Annotated in this window: 18 protein-coding genes; 15 read left to right on the top strand and 3 right to left on the bottom strand. The window is 47.0% G+C overall.

Annotated elements, in window-relative coordinates:
• Positions 1 to 5 precede the first annotated feature (5 nt).
• The 3 genes from QU605_RS06815 to QU605_RS06805 are packed head-to-tail and all read right to left on the bottom strand — an operon-like array spanning position 6 to position 2,712.
• Positions 6 to 1,739, bottom strand: coding sequence for a SulP family inorganic anion transporter (locus tag QU605_RS06815; RefSeq protein ID WP_289724536.1), 1,734 nt, complete (start codon positions 1,737 to 1,739; stop codon positions 6 to 8).
• A 47-nt stretch (positions 1,740 to 1,786) separates the two neighbouring features.
• Entirely contained in the window at positions 1,787 to 2,419 is a 633-nt protein-coding gene (locus QU605_RS06810; protein ID WP_289724535.1) for a Crp/Fnr family transcriptional regulator, read from the bottom strand.
• On the bottom strand, positions 2,416 to 2,712 hold the full coding sequence (locus tag QU605_RS06805; RefSeq protein WP_353655880.1) for a DUF983 domain-containing protein: 297 nt from the start codon (positions 2,710 to 2,712) through the stop codon (positions 2,416 to 2,418). Before QU605_RS06805 ends, QU605_RS06810 begins: the two co-directional genes overlap by 4 nt.
• A 318-nt stretch (positions 2,713 to 3,030) precedes the next feature.
• Between QU605_RS06805 and QU605_RS06800 the strand changes: the two genes are divergently transcribed.
• The 15 genes from QU605_RS06800 (at position 3,031) to rfbA (ending at position 19,871) form a co-directional block, all read left to right on the top strand.
• Positions 3,031 to 3,804 (top strand): OmpA family protein, encoded by a 774-nt coding sequence (locus QU605_RS06800; RefSeq protein ID WP_289724533.1) that lies wholly within the window; start codon positions 3,031 to 3,033, stop codon positions 3,802 to 3,804.
• A 30-nt stretch (positions 3,805 to 3,834) separates the two neighbouring features.
• Positions 3,835 to 4,248 (top strand): helix-hairpin-helix domain-containing protein, encoded by a 414-nt coding sequence (locus tag QU605_RS06795; protein WP_289724532.1) that lies wholly within the window; start codon positions 3,835 to 3,837, stop codon positions 4,246 to 4,248.
• Positions 4,249 to 4,386: 138 nt separating this feature from the next.
• The gene (locus tag QU605_RS06790) at positions 4,387 to 7,665 is read left to right on the top strand and encodes a S41 family peptidase (RefSeq protein ID WP_289724531.1); all 3,279 of its coding nucleotides are present in this window, start codon (positions 4,387 to 4,389) and stop codon (positions 7,663 to 7,665) included.
• A gap of 31 nt (positions 7,666 to 7,696) precedes the next feature.
• Entirely contained in the window at positions 7,697 to 7,996 is a 300-nt protein-coding gene (locus QU605_RS06785; protein WP_289724530.1) for a hypothetical protein, read from the top strand.
• Positions 7,997 to 8,001: 5 nt separating this feature from the next.
• Positions 8,002 to 9,285, top strand: a complete 1,284-nt coding sequence (locus tag QU605_RS06780; protein WP_289724956.1) for an APC family permease — start codon at positions 8,002 to 8,004, stop codon at positions 9,283 to 9,285.
• 72 nt (positions 9,286 to 9,357) lie between these two features.
• On the top strand, positions 9,358 to 10,083 hold the full coding sequence (locus QU605_RS06775; protein ID WP_289724529.1) for a hypothetical protein: 726 nt from the start codon (positions 9,358 to 9,360) through the stop codon (positions 10,081 to 10,083).
• 1 nt (position 10,084) lies between these two features.
• Positions 10,085 to 10,834 carry a DUF6090 family protein gene (locus QU605_RS06770; RefSeq protein WP_289724528.1) on the top strand — a complete coding sequence of 250 codons (750 nt, stop codon included), beginning with the start codon at positions 10,085 to 10,087 and terminating at the stop codon, positions 10,832 to 10,834.
• Positions 10,835 to 10,967: 133 nt separating this feature from the next.
• On the top strand, positions 10,968 to 11,144 hold the full coding sequence (locus QU605_RS06765) for a hypothetical protein (RefSeq protein WP_289724527.1): 177 nt from the start codon (positions 10,968 to 10,970) through the stop codon (positions 11,142 to 11,144).
• Between the two features lie 82 nt (positions 11,145 to 11,226).
• Positions 11,227 to 12,663, top strand: a complete 1,437-nt coding sequence (locus QU605_RS06760) for an MltF family protein (RefSeq protein WP_289724526.1) — start codon at positions 11,227 to 11,229, stop codon at positions 12,661 to 12,663.
• An 80-nt stretch (positions 12,664 to 12,743) separates the two neighbouring features.
• On the top strand, positions 12,744 to 14,423 hold the full coding sequence (locus QU605_RS06755; RefSeq protein ID WP_289724525.1) for a hypothetical protein: 1,680 nt from the start codon (positions 12,744 to 12,746) through the stop codon (positions 14,421 to 14,423).
• Between the two features lie 410 nt (positions 14,424 to 14,833).
• Positions 14,834 to 16,075 (top strand): MraY family glycosyltransferase, encoded by a 1,242-nt coding sequence (locus QU605_RS06750; RefSeq protein ID WP_289724524.1) that lies wholly within the window; start codon positions 14,834 to 14,836, stop codon positions 16,073 to 16,075.
• Positions 15,999 to 16,490: a UpxY family transcription antiterminator gene (locus QU605_RS06745; RefSeq protein ID WP_289724523.1), complete on the top strand. Its 492-nt coding sequence runs from the start codon at positions 15,999 to 16,001 to the stop codon at positions 16,488 to 16,490. Before QU605_RS06750 ends, QU605_RS06745 begins: the two co-directional genes overlap by 77 nt.
• Positions 16,491 to 16,624: 134 nt before the next feature.
• Positions 16,625 to 17,938 (top strand): nucleotide sugar dehydrogenase, encoded by a 1,314-nt coding sequence (locus QU605_RS06740; protein ID WP_289724522.1) that lies wholly within the window; start codon positions 16,625 to 16,627, stop codon positions 17,936 to 17,938.
• A complete protein-coding gene (rfbB, locus tag QU605_RS06735) occupies positions 17,935 to 18,996 on the top strand; it encodes a dTDP-glucose 4,6-dehydratase (protein ID WP_289724521.1) in 1,062 nt (353 codons plus the stop codon). The genes QU605_RS06740 and rfbB overlap by 4 nt, the downstream gene beginning before the upstream one ends.
• Positions 18,993 to 19,871, top strand: coding sequence for a glucose-1-phosphate thymidylyltransferase RfbA (gene rfbA / locus QU605_RS06730; RefSeq protein WP_289724520.1), 879 nt, complete (start codon positions 18,993 to 18,995; stop codon positions 19,869 to 19,871). The genes rfbB and rfbA overlap by 4 nt, the downstream gene beginning before the upstream one ends.
• The last annotated feature ends 13 nt before the right edge of the window (positions 19,872 to 19,884 follow it).

The raw sequence follows: 19,884 nt of genomic DNA, 5'->3' as shown, positions 1-19,884 counted from the left end.
TTAAGTTACATTACCCCGCTGGCCGTCTGTGTAGCGATCCTGGCTTCAATTTCCGAACGATCCCTCAACATTTTCAGATGCGTATAGGCCTCGTTTGTATTGGCGAACAGGTTTTCTTTTCCAATATCCTTAATCAAACCACTAGTATGAAGGATATCCCGGGTAGGGCCTATGGCCCCGGCCACGGCAAAGCGAATGTTCTCCTTTTTCAAGTCCGCCACCAGAGCACGCAGCATAAAGACTGCGGTACTGTCGATATAGTTAACGGCTTCAGCATTGAGAATAATGAATTTGAGCGCGTCGCCCTTCTTCGCCATTCGCCGCTGTAATTGTGTGCGGAAATAGTCTTTGTTCCCGAAAAATAGTTGGCCGTCAAAACGAAGGATCAAAAAGTCCTCCGGGTTCTCCGCATCTGTCGTAAATCGGTCGAGGTTCCTGAAATGATTGGTGTCACGGATCCTCCCTAAAATGGCAATATGGGGTTTGGAAATCCGGTAAACCAGCAAAAGCAAGGAAAGTAAAACCCCCAGGAGAATACCCTCTTTGATTCCCAGCCCGAGGGTCAGCACGAAGGTGACCAAAAGGAGTGCAAATTCATCCTTTCTGTTTTTCCAGAGTCGTGCCGGATACTTAACGTCTATCAGACCAAATACAGCAACCATGATTATGGAGGCGAGAACCGCATTGGGCAGATAGTAAAATGCCGGGGTCAGAAAAAGCAGGGTTAAGCCAACTACACCGCTGCTAATCAGGGAAGCCAGACCTGTATGTGCTCCCGCCTGATCGTTGACTGCGGTACGTGAAAACCCGCCAGTGGTCGGATAGGATTGAAAAAGGGATCCAATGATGTTTGACGCCCCCAGAGCCACCAGTTCCTGATTTGCATTTACATGACGCTCCCCTCTTTTTTCTTCAACGGCCTTGGCCACTGAAATTGCTTCCATAAAGGCGATTAAGGCAAGGGTTAAGGCGATTGGGAACAGTTGGGCAATTCTACCGGTATCCATCACAGGTAAAGTCAGGGAGGGAAGTCCGTCAGGCACATCGCCAACGATGAGCACACCCGAGGATGAGAGCCCGAGAAAATACACCAGAATGACCCCCAGGATGACGGCAATAAGTGCCCCGGGGATCTTTGGATTCAGCTTTTTTAAGCCTTTGATCAGCACGATTGCCCCGATCCCGATCCCAAGGGTGATCAGGTTCGTATCCCCAACGGTTTTAAGGGCATTGCTTAAAAGGACATGAATCTGACTGCTTCCGGCTATTGATGTGCCCAACAAATGTTTTAACTGGCTCAATCCGATGATTATGGCAGCGGCTGAAGTAAAACCGCTGATCACCGGTTTTGACAAGAAGTTGACCATGAACCCCATCTTCAGAAGCCCGAAAAGCAATTGAATCCCACCCATAAAAAGGGCCAGGAAAAGGGCCATGGCGATATATTCTTCAATGCCTGAAAGGGCCAGCGCTCCCAGACCTGAGGCTACAAGCAGGGAGTCCATGGCTACGGGTCCCACGGCCAACTGACGCGAGGTTCCCATTAGGGCATAGATGATCTGAGGCACCAGGGCAGCATATAGACCAAAGACCGGCGGCAGCCCGGCAATCATGGCGTAGGCCATGCCCTGGGGAATCAGCATAATCCCTACCGTCAGTCCGGCGGAAAGATCCCCGGAAAGCCACTGCTTCTGATAACCCGGCAACCATTCCAGTATGGGAAAATATCGTTTGAGCATATCACATTAATTTAGGGCGGCAGGGTCTTTGGGTTAAAACCCTAACCTTATAGATCGAGAATTTTCAGATAATTCCGATGGATTTCGAGTTTTCCCATTTGCTCCAGTTTCTTGAGCAAACGCGAAATAACCACACGGGAACTGTGCAAATCATAGGCGATTTCCTGATGCGTATTGTGGATGATGGAATCCTGGTTAACGCGGGCCTTCTCCCTGAGATAACTCACCAGTCGCTCATCCATATTCATAAACGCTATGGTATCGATAGTCAGCAACATTTCATTGAGGCGGTTGTTGTAACTCTCAAAAACAAAATTCCTCCAGGAACGATATTTGGCCGTCCATTCCTCCATCTTGCGAACCGGGACCATGATAAGTTTGGCATCGGTCTCGGCAATGGCGCGAATCTCACTTTTAGCCTGTCCGATACAACAACTCATGGTCATGGAACAAGTGTCTCCCTGCTCCAGGTAATACAGCAGAAGTTCATCCCCGTCAGGGTCTTCCCTCAACACCTTAATCACTCCTGAAATAAGCAAGGGCATCCCTTTGATGTACTCCCCGATTTCCATCAATTTATGGCCGGCCGGCACTTCTTTAAAAGTCCCAACCTGAGCAATTTCATTGATCAGCGCCTCTTCAAAAAGTTTGCCGTAACTGGCTTTCAACTCCTGTATCATGTGTTTTCTCTGGCTTTTTGGGCGTATTCCTCGTCGTAGTTAAAAAAGAAATTAGCCCATATTGATTTAGAAACTGCCCCTATAAATGGCATCAGGAGTATCAAGGTGCCCACAATTACACCAAAAATACCGGCAATGCCCAGGTCAAGTCCCAAAAGGTATATCAAAACATACGCAGCTACCGCGATAGCCACACCTACCCCATAGGAAACATACATGGATCCATAGTAAAAGCTCGGCTCCAACTTGTATTTCAATCCACAGCTCGGGCAGGTGTCCCTTACCTTATTCATACTGCTGAGGTTATACGGATGGTTCTGAAGAAAGCGTCCTTCATGACATCTGGGGCATTTCATAAAAAGAATGCTGTAAAGCTTAGAACCTTTTCCTATCATAATGTCATTTTCAAAGTACAAAATTAACACGTGTCTGACCAGTATATTGTGACTTTTGTTACATTATTGAACTTCTCTTTTGAGGCCTCGAGAACCCCTGGTTTTGCGGAAAGATTTCCGCTCCGTGTATACGTTTTTAAAACACTGTTGCCGCTTTCTTTGAAATTCAGGCTTTTTAACATATCTTTTGGAACTTTTTAACAAAAATCATAAGGAATGAAAAAAGCTTTAGCATTATTACTTTTTCTTCTCTTTCTGCTGCTCGCGTGGCTGGCCTGGGGCTGGTACAAAGACACGGTGGTTTGTTGCCCGGAAGAAGAGATGGAGGTCGTCGTTCAGTATGGCCCTCTGATCTTTGATTGTTCAACAGGCGAGGTCATCACAAATGAACTGTGGCCGGATAAGAAAAAGGAAATCCTCAATGCCAGGATTACAGGAAAGAAACTCTTACTGGTGGCTCCCTATTTTGGGAATGAAGACCCCTCTGCTGGTGTAGCACGGGCCGAAAAGGTCAAAGCATTATTCACAGAATTAGATCCAGATGACATCGTGGTAGGTCGCCGTCCGGTTGATGACTGTGAAAGTACTATGGCCAACATGCTCCACGAACTTCAGTACAAATGGGTCACCCGAAACGATGACGTCATTGAACTCTATGACCGGACAGCAATTTTATACAAATACGATTCCGACCAGGAAATCGTGACTCCGGCTGTTTATGCCTTTTCAGAGGAAGTTTCGGAATACCTTAAAGAAACCGGGGACCGCATCCTGCTTGTAGGCCATACGGATTCCGACGGAGAAGAAGCGTATAACCTGGAACTTGGAAGAGAGCGTGCTGAAGAGTACAAGGCCCATCTGATTTCCCTAGGCGTTGATGAATCCAAGATTGAGATTCAATCCGCCGGAGAATCCGACCCGGCAGTTCCAAACGATTCACCTGAGAACAAGCAACGCAACAGGCGGGTAACTGTACAAATCATTAAATAATTATTCTACGTAAACTGTAAAACTATCAATATGAGTTTAGTTCAAATAAATACAATGGCGTGTGACGGGTCTGATGTCTTCTGGCCCTGGTTTTTATGGCTTCTTGGAGCCTTTATTCTAGGCCTGCTGCTGGGTTGGCTTCTCAAGCAACTCTTCGGAGGTGGCGCTGCAGCGGCTCCCGCAGCGGTAAAACAGGATTTGACCAAAGTGGAGGGAATCGGCCCTAAAATAGAAGGCCTGCTCAACAACAAGGGTATTATCAGCTACAGACAATTATCCGAGACTTCCGTGAGCTTCCTTGAAAAGTTAATTAACGATGCTGGTCCTAATTTTGCCACCCACAGGGGCATGACCGGAACCTGGCCGGCCCAGGCAAAACTGGCCGAACTCGGCGAATGGGATGAACTGGCCAAATGGCAGGACGTCCTGAAAGGCGGTGTTTAAAACGCCATTTTTTAATACAGGCAGCCCCGGATTCGGGGCTGTTTTTTTTTGTCCATCCAAGGATAGGCCTCCTTCATAATAGGGCAGCTCCCTTTTTTTTGTAGTTTTCAATATTCTAAAATCCATAACCTCTGATCCATGAGCTATAACCCATTTCGTTTGACCCGCTTCCTGACCTTAATCCTATTTGCCACTGGCTGTATGCAGACCCTGCAATCCCAGGGTTTTGAAGGGTATTATCAATATCCCGATATTCATGGAGACCGTATCGTTTTCACGGCTGAAGGAGACTTATGGACCGTTCCTGTTTCCGGGGGTATGGCACAAAGGCTCACCAGCCATCCCGAGCAGGAAGCCTTTCCCGTATTTTCCCCTGATGGCGCCACAATTGCATTTTCTGCCAGTTATGAAGGCCCGACAGAGGTGTATACCATGCCGGCAATCGGAGGGCTGCCAACAAGATGGACATATGAACGGGATCCTTCGTTTGTCAATTCCTGGACCCCTGATGGCAAGGTCGTCTATCAGACCCGGGCTTTTTCCGGAGTTCCCGATTATCAGGTAGTTGAAATTGATCCTGAGGTAAAATCAAAAGAAGTTGTCCCGCTTTATCAGGCCAGTGAAGCCTCCTATGACGCCTCGGGGGAAACCCTCTACTTTGTAAGGCCGGCCTATCACAGAAATGTGACCAAGCGATATAAAGGGGGCACTGCCAGACAGATCTGGAAATTTAAAGACGGTAATCCCGAAGCGGTCAGGCTTACAAAAGATTACGCAGGGGAAAGTCATCACCCGATGTGGTATCAGAATCGGGTATACTTTATCTCGGACCGGGATGGGACTATGAATATATGGTCGATGGATGAATCCGGGTCGGATCTGAAACAACATACAGAACACGAGGATTTTGACGTTCGCTATGCCCGAATCTCAGAAGGTAAAATCGTATACCAGCGAGGTGCCGATCTCTGGATTTACGATATCACATCCGACGTTTTTTCCAAAATTGATATCCGACTTACTTCAGATTTGGACCAGTTGCGGGAAAAGTGGGAGGAAAACCCGTCACAGTACATCACCCAGGCCAAACCAGATCCCAAGGGTGAAAAAGTTGTGCTAACGGCAAGAGGCCGCGTATTCATTGCTCCGGTTAAGGATGGGAGGTATATTGAATTTACTGAGAAGAGCGGTGTCAGATACCGCGATGCCGTATTCTCCGAAGATGGTTCATCCGTATATGTCCTGTCCGACGAAAGTGGGGAGTTTGAATTTGTCGCCCTCCCTGCGGAAGGAATCGGTGCTGAAAAAGCCCTGACCAAAGACGGTGAAATCCTTCGTTTTGAAGGTGTTCCTTCCCCTGACGGCAAAGGGCTGGCCTACAAAGACCTTTTGGAACGCATGTTTATCCTGGACCTGAATACCGGCAAAAGCAAGCGGATCTCCAAACTCGACAACTATGTAGGCAATCCCGCCTGGTCCCCCGATGGGAAATGGCTGGCCTATGAAGAAAGTGCAGATAATCTGATGACGCGAATTGTATTGTACAACACAGCGACAGACAAAAGCGCATATCTGACCACTGACCGGGCAAATTCTCAGTCCCCGGCCTGGAGTGCGGATGGTCGTTTTATCTATTTTCTGTCCGACAGGAGTTTTACCTCTTTGGTGGGGTCTCCGTGGGGATCGCGTCAGCCTGAGCCCTATTTTGAGGCCCGGTATAAGGTTTACCACACCGCCCTGAAATCAGGCACGCGCTCTCCCTTCAGGGAAGCCGATGAATTGCAGCAGGAAGAAGAAGAAGAAGCATCAGACTCGGAATCGAAAGAGAAAGGAAAAGAGAAAGAGAAAGAAGTTACGGTCAGTATTGATCTGGATGGTATCCAGGAACGACTGGAAGAAGTGCCGGTATCCCCGGGGAATTACCGCAACCTTCAGGTTTCCGATCAGGCGATCTACCTTATGGAACGGGGCTCGGGACTGCGTCCAAAATCTGATCTCAAAGCACTTAAAATAGGAAATGATTCTCCTGAATTAAAAACAGTGGTTTCCGATCTGAGAACATATGACTTAACGGGAAACAGGAAGAAAATGCTCCTTCGCAAGGGCTCAGATTTCTATATGATTAAGGCTGGTAGTTCCGAGGTCAAAGATCTGGCCGAATCAAAAATTCCCCTGAAGAACTGGAAATTTTCCATTACGCCAAGGGAGGAATGGCGCCAAATCTATACGGATGCCTGGCGCATGGAACGGGATTATTTCTACGATAAAAATATGCATGGCGTCGACTGGGATGCCATGTATGCCAAATACCTCCCCCTGGTTGATCGGGTCACTACCCGGGAGGAACTCTCAGACCTCATCGGGCGCTTCGTGGGTGAACTCTCTGCCCTGCACACCAGCGTACGCGGAGGAGACACCCGTGAAGACGCTGCTGATATATCTGTGGCCAGTTTAGGGGCTGTTTTCAGCAGGGATGAAAAAGCCGGTGGCTTTAAAATCGAAAAAATTTACCGGGCAGACCCGGACTATCCCAATGAAAAATCACCCCTCGACGACCCCTATCTGAATATCTCGGAGGGAGATGTGATTACCCGGGTCAATGGTAAACCCGTATTGGAGGCCGTAGAAATGGGTGAGCTCATTCGAAACCAGGAAGGAAAACAAGTGCGTCTTACCGTATTATCTGAAGGAAAAACAAGGGATCATATCGTTAAGCCGATGGGAAGCACCTACAATCTCAGGTATCGGGACTGGGAATACAAAAACCGTCTGGCGGTTGAGGCAGCCACAAACAAAGAGGTGGGCTACCTCCACCTGCGCGCCATGGGTTCCAATGACATCAGTCAATTCTACAGGGAGTTCTACCCTGTTTTTAACCGCAAGGGGCTGATCATAGATGTCCGCTACAATTTTGGGGGGAACATCGACAGTTTTATCCTTGAAAAACTGCTTCGAAAGGCATGGATGTACTGGGCCACCCGAAGCGGGAAACCCACCTGGAATATGCAATACGCCTTTCGGGGTCATATCGTAGTACTGGTCAATGAAAATACCTATTCCGATGGGGAGGCTTTTGCAGATGGCTTTAAAAAACTCGGGCTGGGTACGACTATAGGAGTACGGACCTGGGGCGGCGAGATCTGGCTTAGCAGCGCGAACCGCCTGAGCGACGGTGGTCTTGCCAGGGCTCCCATGATGGGCGTTTATGGGGATAATGGGGAATGGCTTATTGAAGGGCATGGCTTTGAACCCGATATTGTACTGGACAATCTCCCCCATGCTACGTATAAGGGAAAAGATGCCCAACTGGAGCGCGCGATCGAATTCCTTCAGGAGGAGATCAGAAAGGACCCCAGGGAGGTGCCCCAACCCCCTCCATTCCCGGACAAGTCATTTGGGAACAACAAGAAAAATTAATTCGCATTCTTGAGACTCATCTTTTCCAACAATGATCACCCTCCTTCGTAAAGTCCGGAAAATCCTGATTAAAAAAAACAGTTGGGGCCGTTACATGTTTTATACGATGGGGGGAATCCTTCTTGTCACCGTTGGGATTTTGCCGGCCTTACAGATCAATACTTGGAATGAGGACAAAAAGCTTCAGGAAACAGGGCTAAAAACCCTACTTGACCTTAAGGGAGAGTTCACGGAAAACCTCCAGGATGCCAGAAAGGTATCTGAAGGCAATAAAGGTGTTTACCTGGCAGCAACCAAATATGACGTCACATTACTAAGCCACCCGGGATGAATGTGATGACCAAAAAAATTGGATGGAAAGTGGCTGCGGCCCTGGTGGTGGCGAATATGATTGGCACCGGGGTTTTTACCAGCCTGGGTTTCCAGCTTCTGGATGTGCAAAATACATGGTCCATTGGTGCGCTATGGGTCCTCGGGGGTGTCATGGCGCTTGTGGGGGCATTCTGTTACGCAGAAGTCGGCAGTGCCTATGCCCGGTCGGGAGGGGAATACGTCTTCCTGACAAAATTATACCATCCCTTTGTGGGCTACCTGGCGGGATGGGTTTCCCTCATCGTTGGTTTTGCTGCGCCAACAGCCCTGGCAGCCATGGCTCTTGGCGCATACCTGGATAACGTCGTTTCGATTTCCCCAACCGCAATGGCAACAGGAATTGTCGTATTGATCTCCGTAATCCATTCCTTTAATATTGAGGTGAGCAGCAGATTCCAGGCCTTTGCTACCTGGTTTAAAGTCCTGTTGCTTGTTTTTCTAATTATGGCCGGGCTCTTTGTCACAAGTGAGGTTTCTGCACTTGATTTCTCGGTATCCTGGACCGGTGAAATACTCACCCCCACTTTTGCCATTGCTTTTGTGTATGTAAGTTATTCGTATACCGGATGGAACGCCGCTGCATATATCCTGGACGAGATAGAACAACCCCGGCAAAACCTCCCAAAAGCCCTGGTTCGCGGTACCCTGGTCGTAACGCTGTTATATGTTTCCCTCCAGATGGTCTTCTTAAAACACGGAAGCCTGGATGCCTTGCAAGGTCAGATCGATGTGGGCCATGTTTTTGCCACAGAGGTCTTTGGAGCCCGGGGCGCTTCTGGCATAAATTTCCTGATTGCCTTCTTTCTGATCTCCAGTATAAGCGCCATGATATGGGTAGGCCCCAGGGTTTCCATGGCGATGAGTGAGGACTACGATTTATGGCGATTTCTTAAGCGAAAAAACAGAAATGGTATCCCGGTTGTGGCCATCTGGTTTCAGGGCATCATCAGTATTTTCTACATCATGACTGGAACTTTCGAAAGCGTATTGCTCTATTGCGGATTTATACTGCAACTCAGCTCCGCACTCGCTGTGGGAGGGGTTTTTATCCTGAGAAAAAGAAATCCGTCAGCCACCTACTACCAGTCGCCTTTCTTTCCCTGGTTGCCCCTGCTTTTCCTGATGTTCAGCGTTTGGATATTGGGGTATCTTATCGTAAACCAACCCCGGGAAAGCCTCATGGGCCTCGCAATTCTTTCAGTAGGGGCCATAACCTACCTCCTCAGTCCCAAGACCGAAAAGGCATAGCCTTTATTGCTTTGAAAGCACCATACAGATAAGCTTCCGGCCTATCCGGACAGAATCTGTATCTTGTGTTCTATGAAAAACAAACTTTGCGCACTGCTGCTGTGCCTTCTGACGACTTCGGTCTTTGGACAGGAGCAATTATATAAAGTCGTTCTCTATCGGGCAGCACCGGGGAAGTTATTGGAGCTAATTGACGAGATTAAAAAGGATGTTGACAACCATGAAGCCCTTGGCATGGAGCAGCCATATCTGTTGCGGCATAGCCAGGGAGATCATTGGGACTTAATGCTCATCTTCCCCATAGAATCCCTTGAAGCCTATTTTACCACAGACCAACAACAAATACGAAAAGGGTCTCAAACCCTCGAAAAACCGTATGGGGACATTTTTCACGACCTGCTGAGTTATCAGGAAGAGGCCTTTGTTAAAGGACCGGCTGTAGATGTGTTCGAAACGGCTTTCGGATCGAATAATTTTTATCATATTGAAATCTTTTCAGCCCTGGCGGGCAAGCAAACCGAACTCCTCGAGCAGCGAGAGGCTGAAAATCGGTTTTATGCCCATTTAAATCATCCCCCCAACCTGATCTTTACCAGGGTGCTCGGACCTTCATGGGATATTTTTACGATCGGGGCATATAAAAGCCTGCAGGCTTATGCCGATGACGGCGGTGTAACCCTTGAAATGGAAGATGCAGCTGCCAAAAAAGCAGGTTTTAAAGGGGTAAAGTTTATTGGGAGCTACCTGAGGTCCCTACTCCTGGAACACCACGATACCCTGGCCAATAAGGTAAATTAGCATGTTTCCATTCTTTCGCAAACTCCGGGAAAACCTACTCGCCAAAAACCGGGCTTCACGATATATGTTGTATGCACTGGGAGAAATCGTGCTGGTAGTTATTGGAATCCTGATCGCGTTGCAGATCAACACCTGGAATGAGGAGCGCCAAAACCGACAACAAGAAAAAGGAATTGTCAGTACCTTGAGGCAGGAATTTCACACGAACCGGCTGGTTCTCAATGAGGTCCTTACAAGGCTTGAAAAAACCCGAAAGGCCAATATAATTCTGATGGATTTATTTGGAAGGCCGGAAGATAGAATAACCGGGGTCAATACAGACAGCCTGATTTTTGAGTCCCTGGAGTACACGCGTTTCGTTCCTTCTCAAAATGCGCTTGAAGATCTGATACAGTCAGGGAAATTACAATTGATTTCCGACGACAGACTAAAAAACCTACTCTATGATTGGACCCGCGTAATGGGACGTGTTGACGAAGAATATTCAGGAATGAAGCAAAAAACGGAGGAGGAACTCCTGGCCTATCTCACCACGCGATATCCCTTAAAAGACATGGATAAATATGGGGTTCTTAACTGGAAGGAATCGAGCAGGCTCTCTATTGAGAAGACGGCCGTATTTCAGGACATCACTTATGAAAACCTGATTGATGATTTCCTCTACCGCTTAACCCGGTACATCAACACCCTTGAAGAAGCAGGGAATATCATGGATAAAATTATATCCTCAAAGGATTCTATTGTTCATTGAATCTATTTTGTTCACGCCTTTCCCCGGGTCGTAATTTTTGCACCTAAGTGCCTGACTCTTGTTTTCTTAAATATTTGTTAATTAAAACAAATTTTTTTAACTTGCTTGTTGAACACCAACCAATTACACTTTTATGAAATCCTCGGAAAAATTATTCTGCGCCCGTTGCCTCACCATTCTGGGCATTGTACTGATCCTATTTTTGGTGGTTGTTATTGCTGATTCAATGTCGACGCTCTGGCTTGAAGATATGGAGCGGGAACTGGCCACTTCTCTCGAGGTTACCTCCAATGCACTAGCCGGAAGGTAGTCCTCCTGCATATATTGCTGATGCGCAGCCGTTAGGCTACACTTAAAGTATTTCTCCCTTAAATTTTTTACCTTTTGCTGTTTTGAATGCAAAAATGGTTCGTTTTGGTATTGCTATATGCCTTCTGGCATTGGCCGTGGCGTGCCAGGGAACCCGAGCCGGGGATCCGGTCAAAAACACTCCTGAAATAGTTAGCCGTGACCTCGATGATATCCGGGAAGAAGGTAAGTTACGCGCACTTATCGCGTATAGTGCCACCGGTTATTTTCTCTACCGGGGGCAGCCTATGGGGTATGAGTACGAAATGCTTACACGACTGGCAAAGCGCCTTGGTGTACAACTCGAACTACGTGTAGCTCAGGATCTGGACCAAATGCTCGAAATCCTGCAAAATGGGCAGGTAGACCTCGTAGCCCATGGCCTTGCCATAACCGAAGGCAGAAAAGAAGAAGTCTCCTTCTCAGACTATCTCTACCTCACTAAACAGGTGCTTGTTCAGCGCAAACCTGCCAATTGGCGCAGCATGACCCTTGACGCAATCCGGGAAGACCTGGTTCAGGATCCCGTTGAGCTGATTAAGGATACGGTCAGTGTACGCAAGAACTCTTCGTACTTGAGGCGTCTGGTTAACCTCTCCCGTGAAATCGGGGGAGCCATTTATATCGATACCCTGGATGGGAATCTTTCAACAGATGAGATTATCAAAATGGTAGTGGATAAGAAGATAAAGTATACGGTGGCGGACAGGAATCTTGCGCAAATCAATGCCTCGAGCTATCCAATTCTCGATGTGGGTGTCCCGGTCAGTTTTTCTCAACGTATCGGATGGGCGATGCGTAAAAATTCCCCGGCCTTAAAACAGGCCACCGATCAATGGATTCAGGCCGAAAAGGCAGATGGCGATTTTAACTATATCTATGGCAAGTACTTCGAGAACAGAAGGAACTTCAACCGAAGGGTGAAAAGTGAATTTTTCAGCCTTACCGAAGGACGTATTAGCCCATATGATAGCCTGATTAAAATTTACTCAAAAGCGCTGGGTTGGGACTGGCGATTACTTGCCTCTCAAGTTTATCAGGAATCCCGATTTGATCCCACCGCAAGGGCCTGGACCAATGCCAGGGGACTTATGCAGCTTATGCCCAGCACAGCAGAGGAATTACAGATCGCAAATCCGGAGGATCCCGAACAAAGCCTGCGAGGAGGAATCCGATACCTCAGGCAGCTCTCAGAAGCCTTTGAGGCTGTTCCTGATTCAACGGATCAAATCAAATTCACGCTTGCGGCCTATAATTGCGGATTAGGACATGTAGAAGATGCCCGGAGACTGGCTGCCATCCGCGGCCTTGATCCGAACTGCTGGGAGGGCAATGTAGATCAGATTATTCTTGGTTTGAGCTATCCTAAAAATTACAACGATCCCATTATCCAATACGGATATGTCCGGGGGGTAGAACCCTACCGATATGTGAGGCAAATCATGGAACGTTACCGGCATTATGCTTCGTTTGTTCCCTGAATTGAATGATTGCAATGATTTATGCATATTTCCTTGCTTTTGGGTTATCTTTCATGCTCATTTGAGTAGTTTTAAGGCAGATGAAGAAAAAATATAAAATACTTTTTGGTATTTTTTTGCTTGTAATTGCCCTTGTATTTCTTTTGGGCAAAGGCATGATCAATCCCATTCTCGAAAACTCCCTTGATGCCTATTTAAAGGACAAACTGGAAGTACGCTGGGCAACGCCTACCTATCGCTTTTCATATGATCAACTCGATATTGACATCCTCTCTGAACGCATAACCTTTAGGGACTTCCGAATGACACCCCTAGAAGAATACCGTGAGGTATTTTATAGTGATACACTTGCCGGAAAGGCCCTGAGAGAAATAAAAGCGGATGAAATTACAGTTAAGGGGGTGGGTTTGATGAATTTCCTGTGGGATAAGAATATACAAATTGATGAGATTGATATTAATAAAGTAAGTTTCGATCTGGTAGTCGCACCTAAATCAAAGAAAAAAGTCAAAAAAGACACCGTGCCCAAAGGTCCCGCTATTGAGGGGATCAGGCTTCCTGGCATTAACAAGCTCTCCCTCGGGAGGTTTGATTTAGGCAGTTTTATTTTACATCAGATCCATAAAGACACCAAAGACACCTTATTGACATTTAACTCAAGCGGAGGAGCCCTAAGCGGCATGTCCCTGATAAAACCCGAAGGAGATGATGACTCTTTTTTCGAACCCAATCTTAAGGAATTGGTCCTGCAACTTGATCAGCAAGTTCTTGACTTAAAAAAAGAGCTGTACCAAACCTCCATCGCGGAATTGGAGTACTCCTACGCTTCAGAGAACCTCGAAATCAAGGGGATTACCTTCCAGCCCAGGGAAGACAGGGATGCTTTCCGGAAAAAGGCCAGGTATAGTTATGAGATTTACGACGCGACGGTTAAAAGACTGTTTTTAGAAGATTTTGATTTGGAAGGATATTTGAACGAAGGGATTGTCTTTGTTAAAAAGATGGAATTGGACAGTCTTAATCTGGAAATTTATCGGGACAAGGCAAAACCATATGATACGAGTAGGAAAGTATTGTTTCTCAACCAAAAAATGGTGGCCCTTAACTTTCCGCTTCGTGTTGGATCGATAGAAATAAAGGACTCCTATCTTAAATATACCGAACAGTCTGAGGGTGATAACGCCCCACTCGTAGTCGATTTTTCAGATCTGAACCTCCAGCTGACCAATCTCACTTCAATTACTGAGGGCTTAGAAGATTCTGAAGCCATTACCATGGATTTGCAAGCCAAACTGGATAAAAGTATTCCTATTGGCGTAAAAATAGAATTGCCTTACCACGGCAGGACTTTTCACGTTTCCGGATATACGGAAGGCGCCTCGAATTTTTCCAGTTTGAACAATACTGTTTTACCTGCTACAGGACTGAAGTTTACCTCAGGAAGACTCGACGGCCTCCGGTTTGATATTACAGGAACGCCCCGGACCCTGACGGGTGAGCTAACGCTATTGTATCACGGTCTTGAAGTTGAGCTCGCCAAACCCGATGACACCAAGCGAAAAACCCTTTCCTGGGCTGCCAATACGCTCTTAAAAAGTGAAAACCCAAATAAAAATGGGCGAATCAAAGTGGGTGAAATTGAATTTGAAAGAATCCCTTATAAAGGCCTGGGCAATTATGTATGGAAAGGTGTCGCTTCGGGCCTAGTCAATTCCGTTAGCCCTGTAGGCAAGCACAAGGTGATCAAACCTGCAAACTAACCTTTGTATCCCAGTTTTTTTTACGCTGCCTTAAAAATGAACTCTTGTAATGGCGTGCCTTCTATCGTTTTAAATCGACGAATATTCAAAGGTTTATAGTCCAGACACACAATTTTCGACGATTAATAAACAATTGATAAAGCATTTTTTCTGCTTTATACTTACATTTGAAGTAAAGATTTAAGGTTTAAGTGCTGAATTCACAGGATGAAATGCGCTTTTTTTTAGTAAATTGAAAAACGAAAAGCGCATACGTGAATCTTGATTTTTGAATTTTAACCCTTGTGATTATTGGCTGAAAACTACTCTGTGAAAAAAAAACGACTACCGCTTCACCAGAAATTTCCGCAGGTTTCACTTTCAGGGGCTTAGAATGTCAACTCGACACTTAAAGGACGAATTATCGCAATATGCTGACTGAAAATCTTACTTCGTTTCTCACGAATCCATACCTGATAGCAGGGGGAGCGATGCTCTTGGCGTATTGGGCTTCTTCCCGACTGCAGCCGGTGATCATATTGCTTAGCCAGGAGAAAAACCTCATGGACGAGCCCGAAGCGCGGAGTTCACACTCTTACCGCGTGCCGACCTATGGAGGGGCTGGCATCTTTATTGTAGTGAGTGTACTGGTAATGAGCCTTGTCTGCCTGGTAGGAATAGGCGATGGAACCCTGAGCAATATCCTGGCCCTGATGGCTGCTATTTCAATCCTATTCTTTCTCGGCATCAAAGACGACATGATTGGGCTGGATCCGACGAAGAAATTTATCGGCCAGCTACTTGCCGCTTTTATCGTTATAGTCCTGGCAGATGTTCGTATTGAAAGCCTGGAAGGCATTTTCGGAGTAGGGCAGTTGCCGTATTGGGTATCCATAGTCTTTACCTTCTTTGTTTTCCTGCTGGTTATCAATGCCTATAACCTGATCGATGGAATTGACGGACTGGCAGGTTCAGTCGCGCTTGTTGCCTCTTTGGTATTCGGGGCTTTTTTCCTCTTCGCTGGTAATATCGCCTTAAGTATTGTCTCTTTTGTCCTGGCGGGTGCCCTGATCGGGTTTTTAAAATACAACCTATCCCATGCCACAAAGATTTTTATGGGGGATTCAGGCTCGCTTTTTATCGGGTTTTTGCTTGCCTATCAAGCTGTATCATTCCTTAAAGTCAATGCTGATGCCGCAGCGGAACCTATCTTATCCAACGCCCCTGTAATTGTACTTACAATCCTTGCCTTTCCCCTGCTCGATACCCTGCGCGTTTTTATGCTCAGGGCATTCAAAGGGCATAGTCCATTTTCCCCGGATCGCAACCACCTCCATCACCGCCTTCTGGATCTGGGACTTTCCCACGGCCATGCTACCCTTCTGATCGTGCTAAAAACCGTGCTCCTTATTGCGGTTTGCTGGAAAATGCAGGATATTCCAATACACCTTCATTTAATTTGTATGCTGATTATGGGATTTGCACTATTTTTAGGTCCATTGGTCCTTAAGAAAAATAAGGCAATGTCCCCGGTGAATCCGATTTATGAAAAGAAAGCAGATGATGCTCAAACAAAATCACCACAATCCCAACCAAATGCGCTGGTACGTCCTCCATACCAAACCGAGAAACGAAATAAAAGTATCCCAGAAACTGCAGCAACAGGGGATTGAAACCTTTGCTCCCACTTATCAGGTAGTTCGGCAATGGAGTGACCGGAAGAAAAAAATACGCGTCCCCTATTTCGCATCTTATGTTTTTGTCCGCCTTTCGGAAAAGGATCGGGACCTTGTTTTTTGCCATTCAGGAGTCCTGAGGTACCTATACTGGCAAGGGGCTCCTGCCGTAGTCAGGGACACGGAAATAGAAATGATCCGGACCTACCTCCATGGGCAGGAACGCGAAGATGTGCTTGTCGAAGCCCTTAAACCAGGAGACCAGGTAGTCCTTCTGAGGGGTGCCCTGAAAGACCAGCAAGCCTTTGTGGAACATCTCAGCTCTACCAGGGTCCGCCTGATATTACCGGTGCTGGGGTATAAAATTACCACCCGGATAAGCGATGTAGTTCCGGTAAGGACCGCATCCTGAGGGTGCGCAACCGTCTCGAATTTATTCGAAGCGGTTTTTTTATGTGATTGATCTTCAGTATTTTCCATTTTTCCATGGGACTCGCTGAGGCGGAGCCGTGGAAAGACCGAAAAGCAAAACAGATTCACCAGATTTTGAAAGTTAAAACTGCATTACTAGAAAAAATAAATAAGGGGGAGGAAGTCGTAGGCATTATCGGACTTGGTTATGTTGGATTGCCCCTGGCCGTGAATTTTGCAGAGATTGGAATCACCACCCTGGGATTTGACAAAAGCGTTGGAAAAGTTGAGAAAATCAACAAAGGGGATAACTACATTTCAGATATCCGGGACGCTGTGCTCAGGGATGTGGTAATCGACAAATTAAAGCTTTCAGCCACCACGGATTTTTCCCGTATAGCAGAATGTGATGCCCTTATCATCTGTGTGCCGACCCCTCTGGACCGGTTCAGGAAACCCGATATGTCTTACATCGAGGCTGCGAGCACAGCCATTGGGAAGCACATGAAACGGGGTACGTTCATCTGTCTTGAGAGCACGACCTACCCAACGACTACGGAAGATTTTATTTTACCTATCCTGCAAAAGGAGAGCAGCCTTGAGCAGGGGGTGGATTTTTGGCTGGCGTATAGTCCTGAACGCGTCGATCCCGGCAATCCCCAGTTTCATACACGAAATACGCCCAAGGTCCTTGGAGCGCTTTCTGAAGATGGCCTGGAGATAGGCAAAGCCCTTTATGAAAAGGCAATAGAGCAAATTTACCCGGTAAGCTCTCCCAGGGTTGCCGAAATGGTAAAAATCCTGGAGAATACGTATCGCCTGGTAAATATCAGCCTGATTAATGAGCTGGCACTGCTATCGGGAAAAATGGATATCAACATCTGGGAAGTAATCGAAGCGGCCAAGACAAAGCCTTTTGGATTTCAGGCGTTTTATCCTGGGCCCGGAATTGGCGGGCATTGCATCCCCCTGGATCCGTTCTACCTGGAACACATTGCCAAAAAGTACAATTTTGACCTGAGTATGATACATACAGCAGGGCATATCAATATGCGGATGCCCCATTATATGTACATCAAAATAGCTACTGCCCTCAACCGGCATCAGAAAGCGGTAAACGGCAGTAAAATCCTTTTCCTCGGGGCAGCCTATAAGCCAAACATCAATGATGCGCGTGAATCCCCTGCATTGGAAATCATGGACATCACTGCACATAAAGGTGGTCTGGTCAGCTATCACGATCCCTACATCCCCGAACTTCGGACCAAGGAGGGAAGGGATTTCCAAAGCACCCCTTTAACCGAGGATTTATTAGCAGGGGCTGACTGTGTCGTGCTGGCGACAAATCACAAAGTTTTCGATGCTGATTTTATACAACAGCATGCCCGGATGATTGTAGACCTAAGGAATATGGTTAAAGACGCTTCAGAGGGGGTTTCGAAATTATGACGCCCCGTTCAAACATTCTGATTACCGGAGGTGCCGGTTTTATCGGTTCACACGTCGTGCGGCTTTTTGTCAATACGTATCCCGAATACCAGATTTACAACCTGGATGCCCTGACTTATGCGGGGAACCTGGAGAACTTAAAAGATGTGGAAGAAGCTGAGAATTATCACTTCCTTCGGGGGGACATCCGGGATGCCGAAGGGATGCAGGTACTTTTTAAAAAATACCATTTTGATAAGGTTATCCACCTGGCGGCAGAGTCCCATGTGGACCGGTCCATATCCGACCCCCTTGCTTTTGTACACACAAATATCCTGGGAACCCTGAATCTGATTACCGCTGCCCGTGACCATTGGGGTGATGATTTGGACGGAAAACTATTTTATCACATCAGTACAGATGAAGTATACGGCACCCTGGGTACAACAGGTTATTTTACCGAGCAAACTCCATACCAACCCAACTCCCCCTATTCGGCCAGTAAGGCGAGCTCAGATCATTTTGTCCGGGCATGGGGGGAAACCTATGGCCTGCCTTATATCATTTCGAATTGCTCCAACAATTACGGCCCGAACCAGTTTCCCGAAAAACTGATTCCCCTTTTTATAAATAACATCATCAATGAAATCCCCCTCCCGGTATACGGCGATGGCAGGTATACCCGCGACTGGCTCTATGTGCTGGACCATGCCCGGGCCATCGACCTTATTTTCCACAAGGGTAAACAGAAAGAAACCTACAATGTGGGTGGGTTCAACGAATGGCAGAACATCGATCTAATCCGGCTCTTATGCCGGCTCATGGACAAGAAACTCGGCCGGGTAGACGGTTATTCCGAAAAATTGATTTCCTTTATTACGGACCGGCCCGGACACGATAAACGCTATGCGATTGACGCAACCAAAATAAGTGACGAACTCGAATGGCAACCTTCGGTTACCTTTGAGGAAGGCCTTGACAAAACGATTGACTGGTACCTTGCCAATGACGTCTGGCTTGAAAATGTGACTTCAGGACGGTACCAGTCGTATTACGAATCTCAATACAACGCCACATGAAAGGGATTGTCCTGGCAGGGGGGTCTGGAACCCGTTTGTATCCCATTACCAAGGGAGTTTCCAAACAACTTCTGAACGTCTACGACAAGCCTATGATCTATTACCCGCTTTCTGTGCTTATGTTGGCTGGCATCCGGGAAATCCTGATCATCTCGACCCCGGAAGACCTCCCGAACATACAGAAGCTCTTAGGCGATGGGTCGGATTTTGGCCTGACCCTTGCATATAAAGTACAGCCTGCCCCGGAGGGGATCGCCCAGGCCTTCCTGATCGGAGCAGAATTTATTGGGAATGACCAGGTAGCCCTTATTCTGGGAGATAATATTTTTTACGGACAGGGATTGACGCAGCAGTTACTACAGGCTAAAGCACAAGTTGTGAACGAGGGCAAATCCACCGTTTTTGGTTACTATGTCGAGGATCCTGAACGGTATGGGGTAGTTGAATTTAATGAAGACGGAGATGCCGTTTCCATAGAGGAAAAACCTGCCAAACCCAAGTCTAGCTATGCCGTAGTCGGGCTTTACTTCTATACCAATGAAGTGGTCCAGATCGCAAAAAAAATCACTCCCTCTGCCCGTGGAGAACTCGAGATTACCGCTGTAAACCAGGCCTTTTTAGAAAAAGGCCAGCTCAAAGTAAACCTGCTGGGGCGGGGATACGCCTGGCTGGACTGCGGCACGTATGACTCCCTGCTGGAGGCCAGCAGTTTTATCCAGACCATCGAAAAAAGACAGGGTCTTAAAATAGCTTGCCTTGAGGAGATCGCCTTCGAACGTGAATTTATCACCAAAGAAAAACTACTCGAGCTCGCAGAACCCTTGGCGAACACAGGTTATGGACAATATTTAATGAAACGGGTTGAGGAAAAGTGACAACTCATTACGC

The organism is Robiginitalea aurantiaca (assembly GCF_030380815.1).
GTDB classification, from domain to species: Bacteria; Bacteroidota; Bacteroidia; order Flavobacteriales; family Flavobacteriaceae; genus Robiginitalea; species Robiginitalea aurantiaca.
The sequence above is the reverse complement of the archived record's forward strand: the minus strand, read 5'-3'. Positions and strand labels throughout refer to the sequence as shown.

Bases quoted from the DNA above. Each gene is read 5' to 3' on its own strand.
- QU605_RS06815 (WP_289724536.1), bottom strand. From the start codon at position 1,739: ATGCTCAAACGATATTTTCCCATACTGGAATGGTTGCCGGGTTATCAG.
- QU605_RS06810 (WP_289724535.1), bottom strand. From the start codon at position 2,419: ATGATACAGGAGTTGAAAGCCAGTTACGGCAAACTTTTTGAAGAGGCG.
- QU605_RS06805 (WP_353655880.1), bottom strand. From the start codon at position 2,712: ATGAATAAGGTAAGGGACACCTGCCCGAGCTGTGGATTGAAATACAAG.
- QU605_RS06800 (WP_289724533.1), top strand. From the start codon at position 3,031: ATGAAAAAAGCTTTAGCATTATTACTTTTTCTTCTCTTTCTGCTGCTC.
- QU605_RS06795 (WP_289724532.1), top strand. From the start codon at position 3,835: ATGAGTTTAGTTCAAATAAATACAATGGCGTGTGACGGGTCTGATGTC.
- QU605_RS06790 (WP_289724531.1), top strand. From the start codon at position 4,387: ATGAGCTATAACCCATTTCGTTTGACCCGCTTCCTGACCTTAATCCTA.
- QU605_RS06785 (WP_289724530.1), top strand. From the start codon at position 7,697: ATGATCACCCTCCTTCGTAAAGTCCGGAAAATCCTGATTAAAAAAAAC.
- QU605_RS06780 (WP_289724956.1), top strand. From the start codon at position 8,002: ATGACCAAAAAAATTGGATGGAAAGTGGCTGCGGCCCTGGTGGTGGCG.
- QU605_RS06775 (WP_289724529.1), top strand. From the start codon at position 9,358: ATGAAAAACAAACTTTGCGCACTGCTGCTGTGCCTTCTGACGACTTCG.
- QU605_RS06770 (WP_289724528.1), top strand. From the start codon at position 10,085: ATGTTTCCATTCTTTCGCAAACTCCGGGAAAACCTACTCGCCAAAAAC.
- QU605_RS06765 (WP_289724527.1), top strand. From the start codon at position 10,968: ATGAAATCCTCGGAAAAATTATTCTGCGCCCGTTGCCTCACCATTCTG.
- QU605_RS06755 (WP_289724525.1), top strand. From the start codon at position 12,744: ATGAAGAAAAAATATAAAATACTTTTTGGTATTTTTTTGCTTGTAATT.
- QU605_RS06750 (WP_289724524.1), top strand. From the start codon at position 14,834: ATGCTGACTGAAAATCTTACTTCGTTTCTCACGAATCCATACCTGATA.
- QU605_RS06745 (WP_289724523.1), top strand. From the start codon at position 15,999: ATGCGCTGGTACGTCCTCCATACCAAACCGAGAAACGAAATAAAAGTA.
- rfbB (WP_289724521.1), top strand. From the start codon at position 17,935: ATGACGCCCCGTTCAAACATTCTGATTACCGGAGGTGCCGGTTTTATC.
- rfbA (WP_289724520.1), top strand. From the start codon at position 18,993: ATGAAAGGGATTGTCCTGGCAGGGGGGTCTGGAACCCGTTTGTATCCC.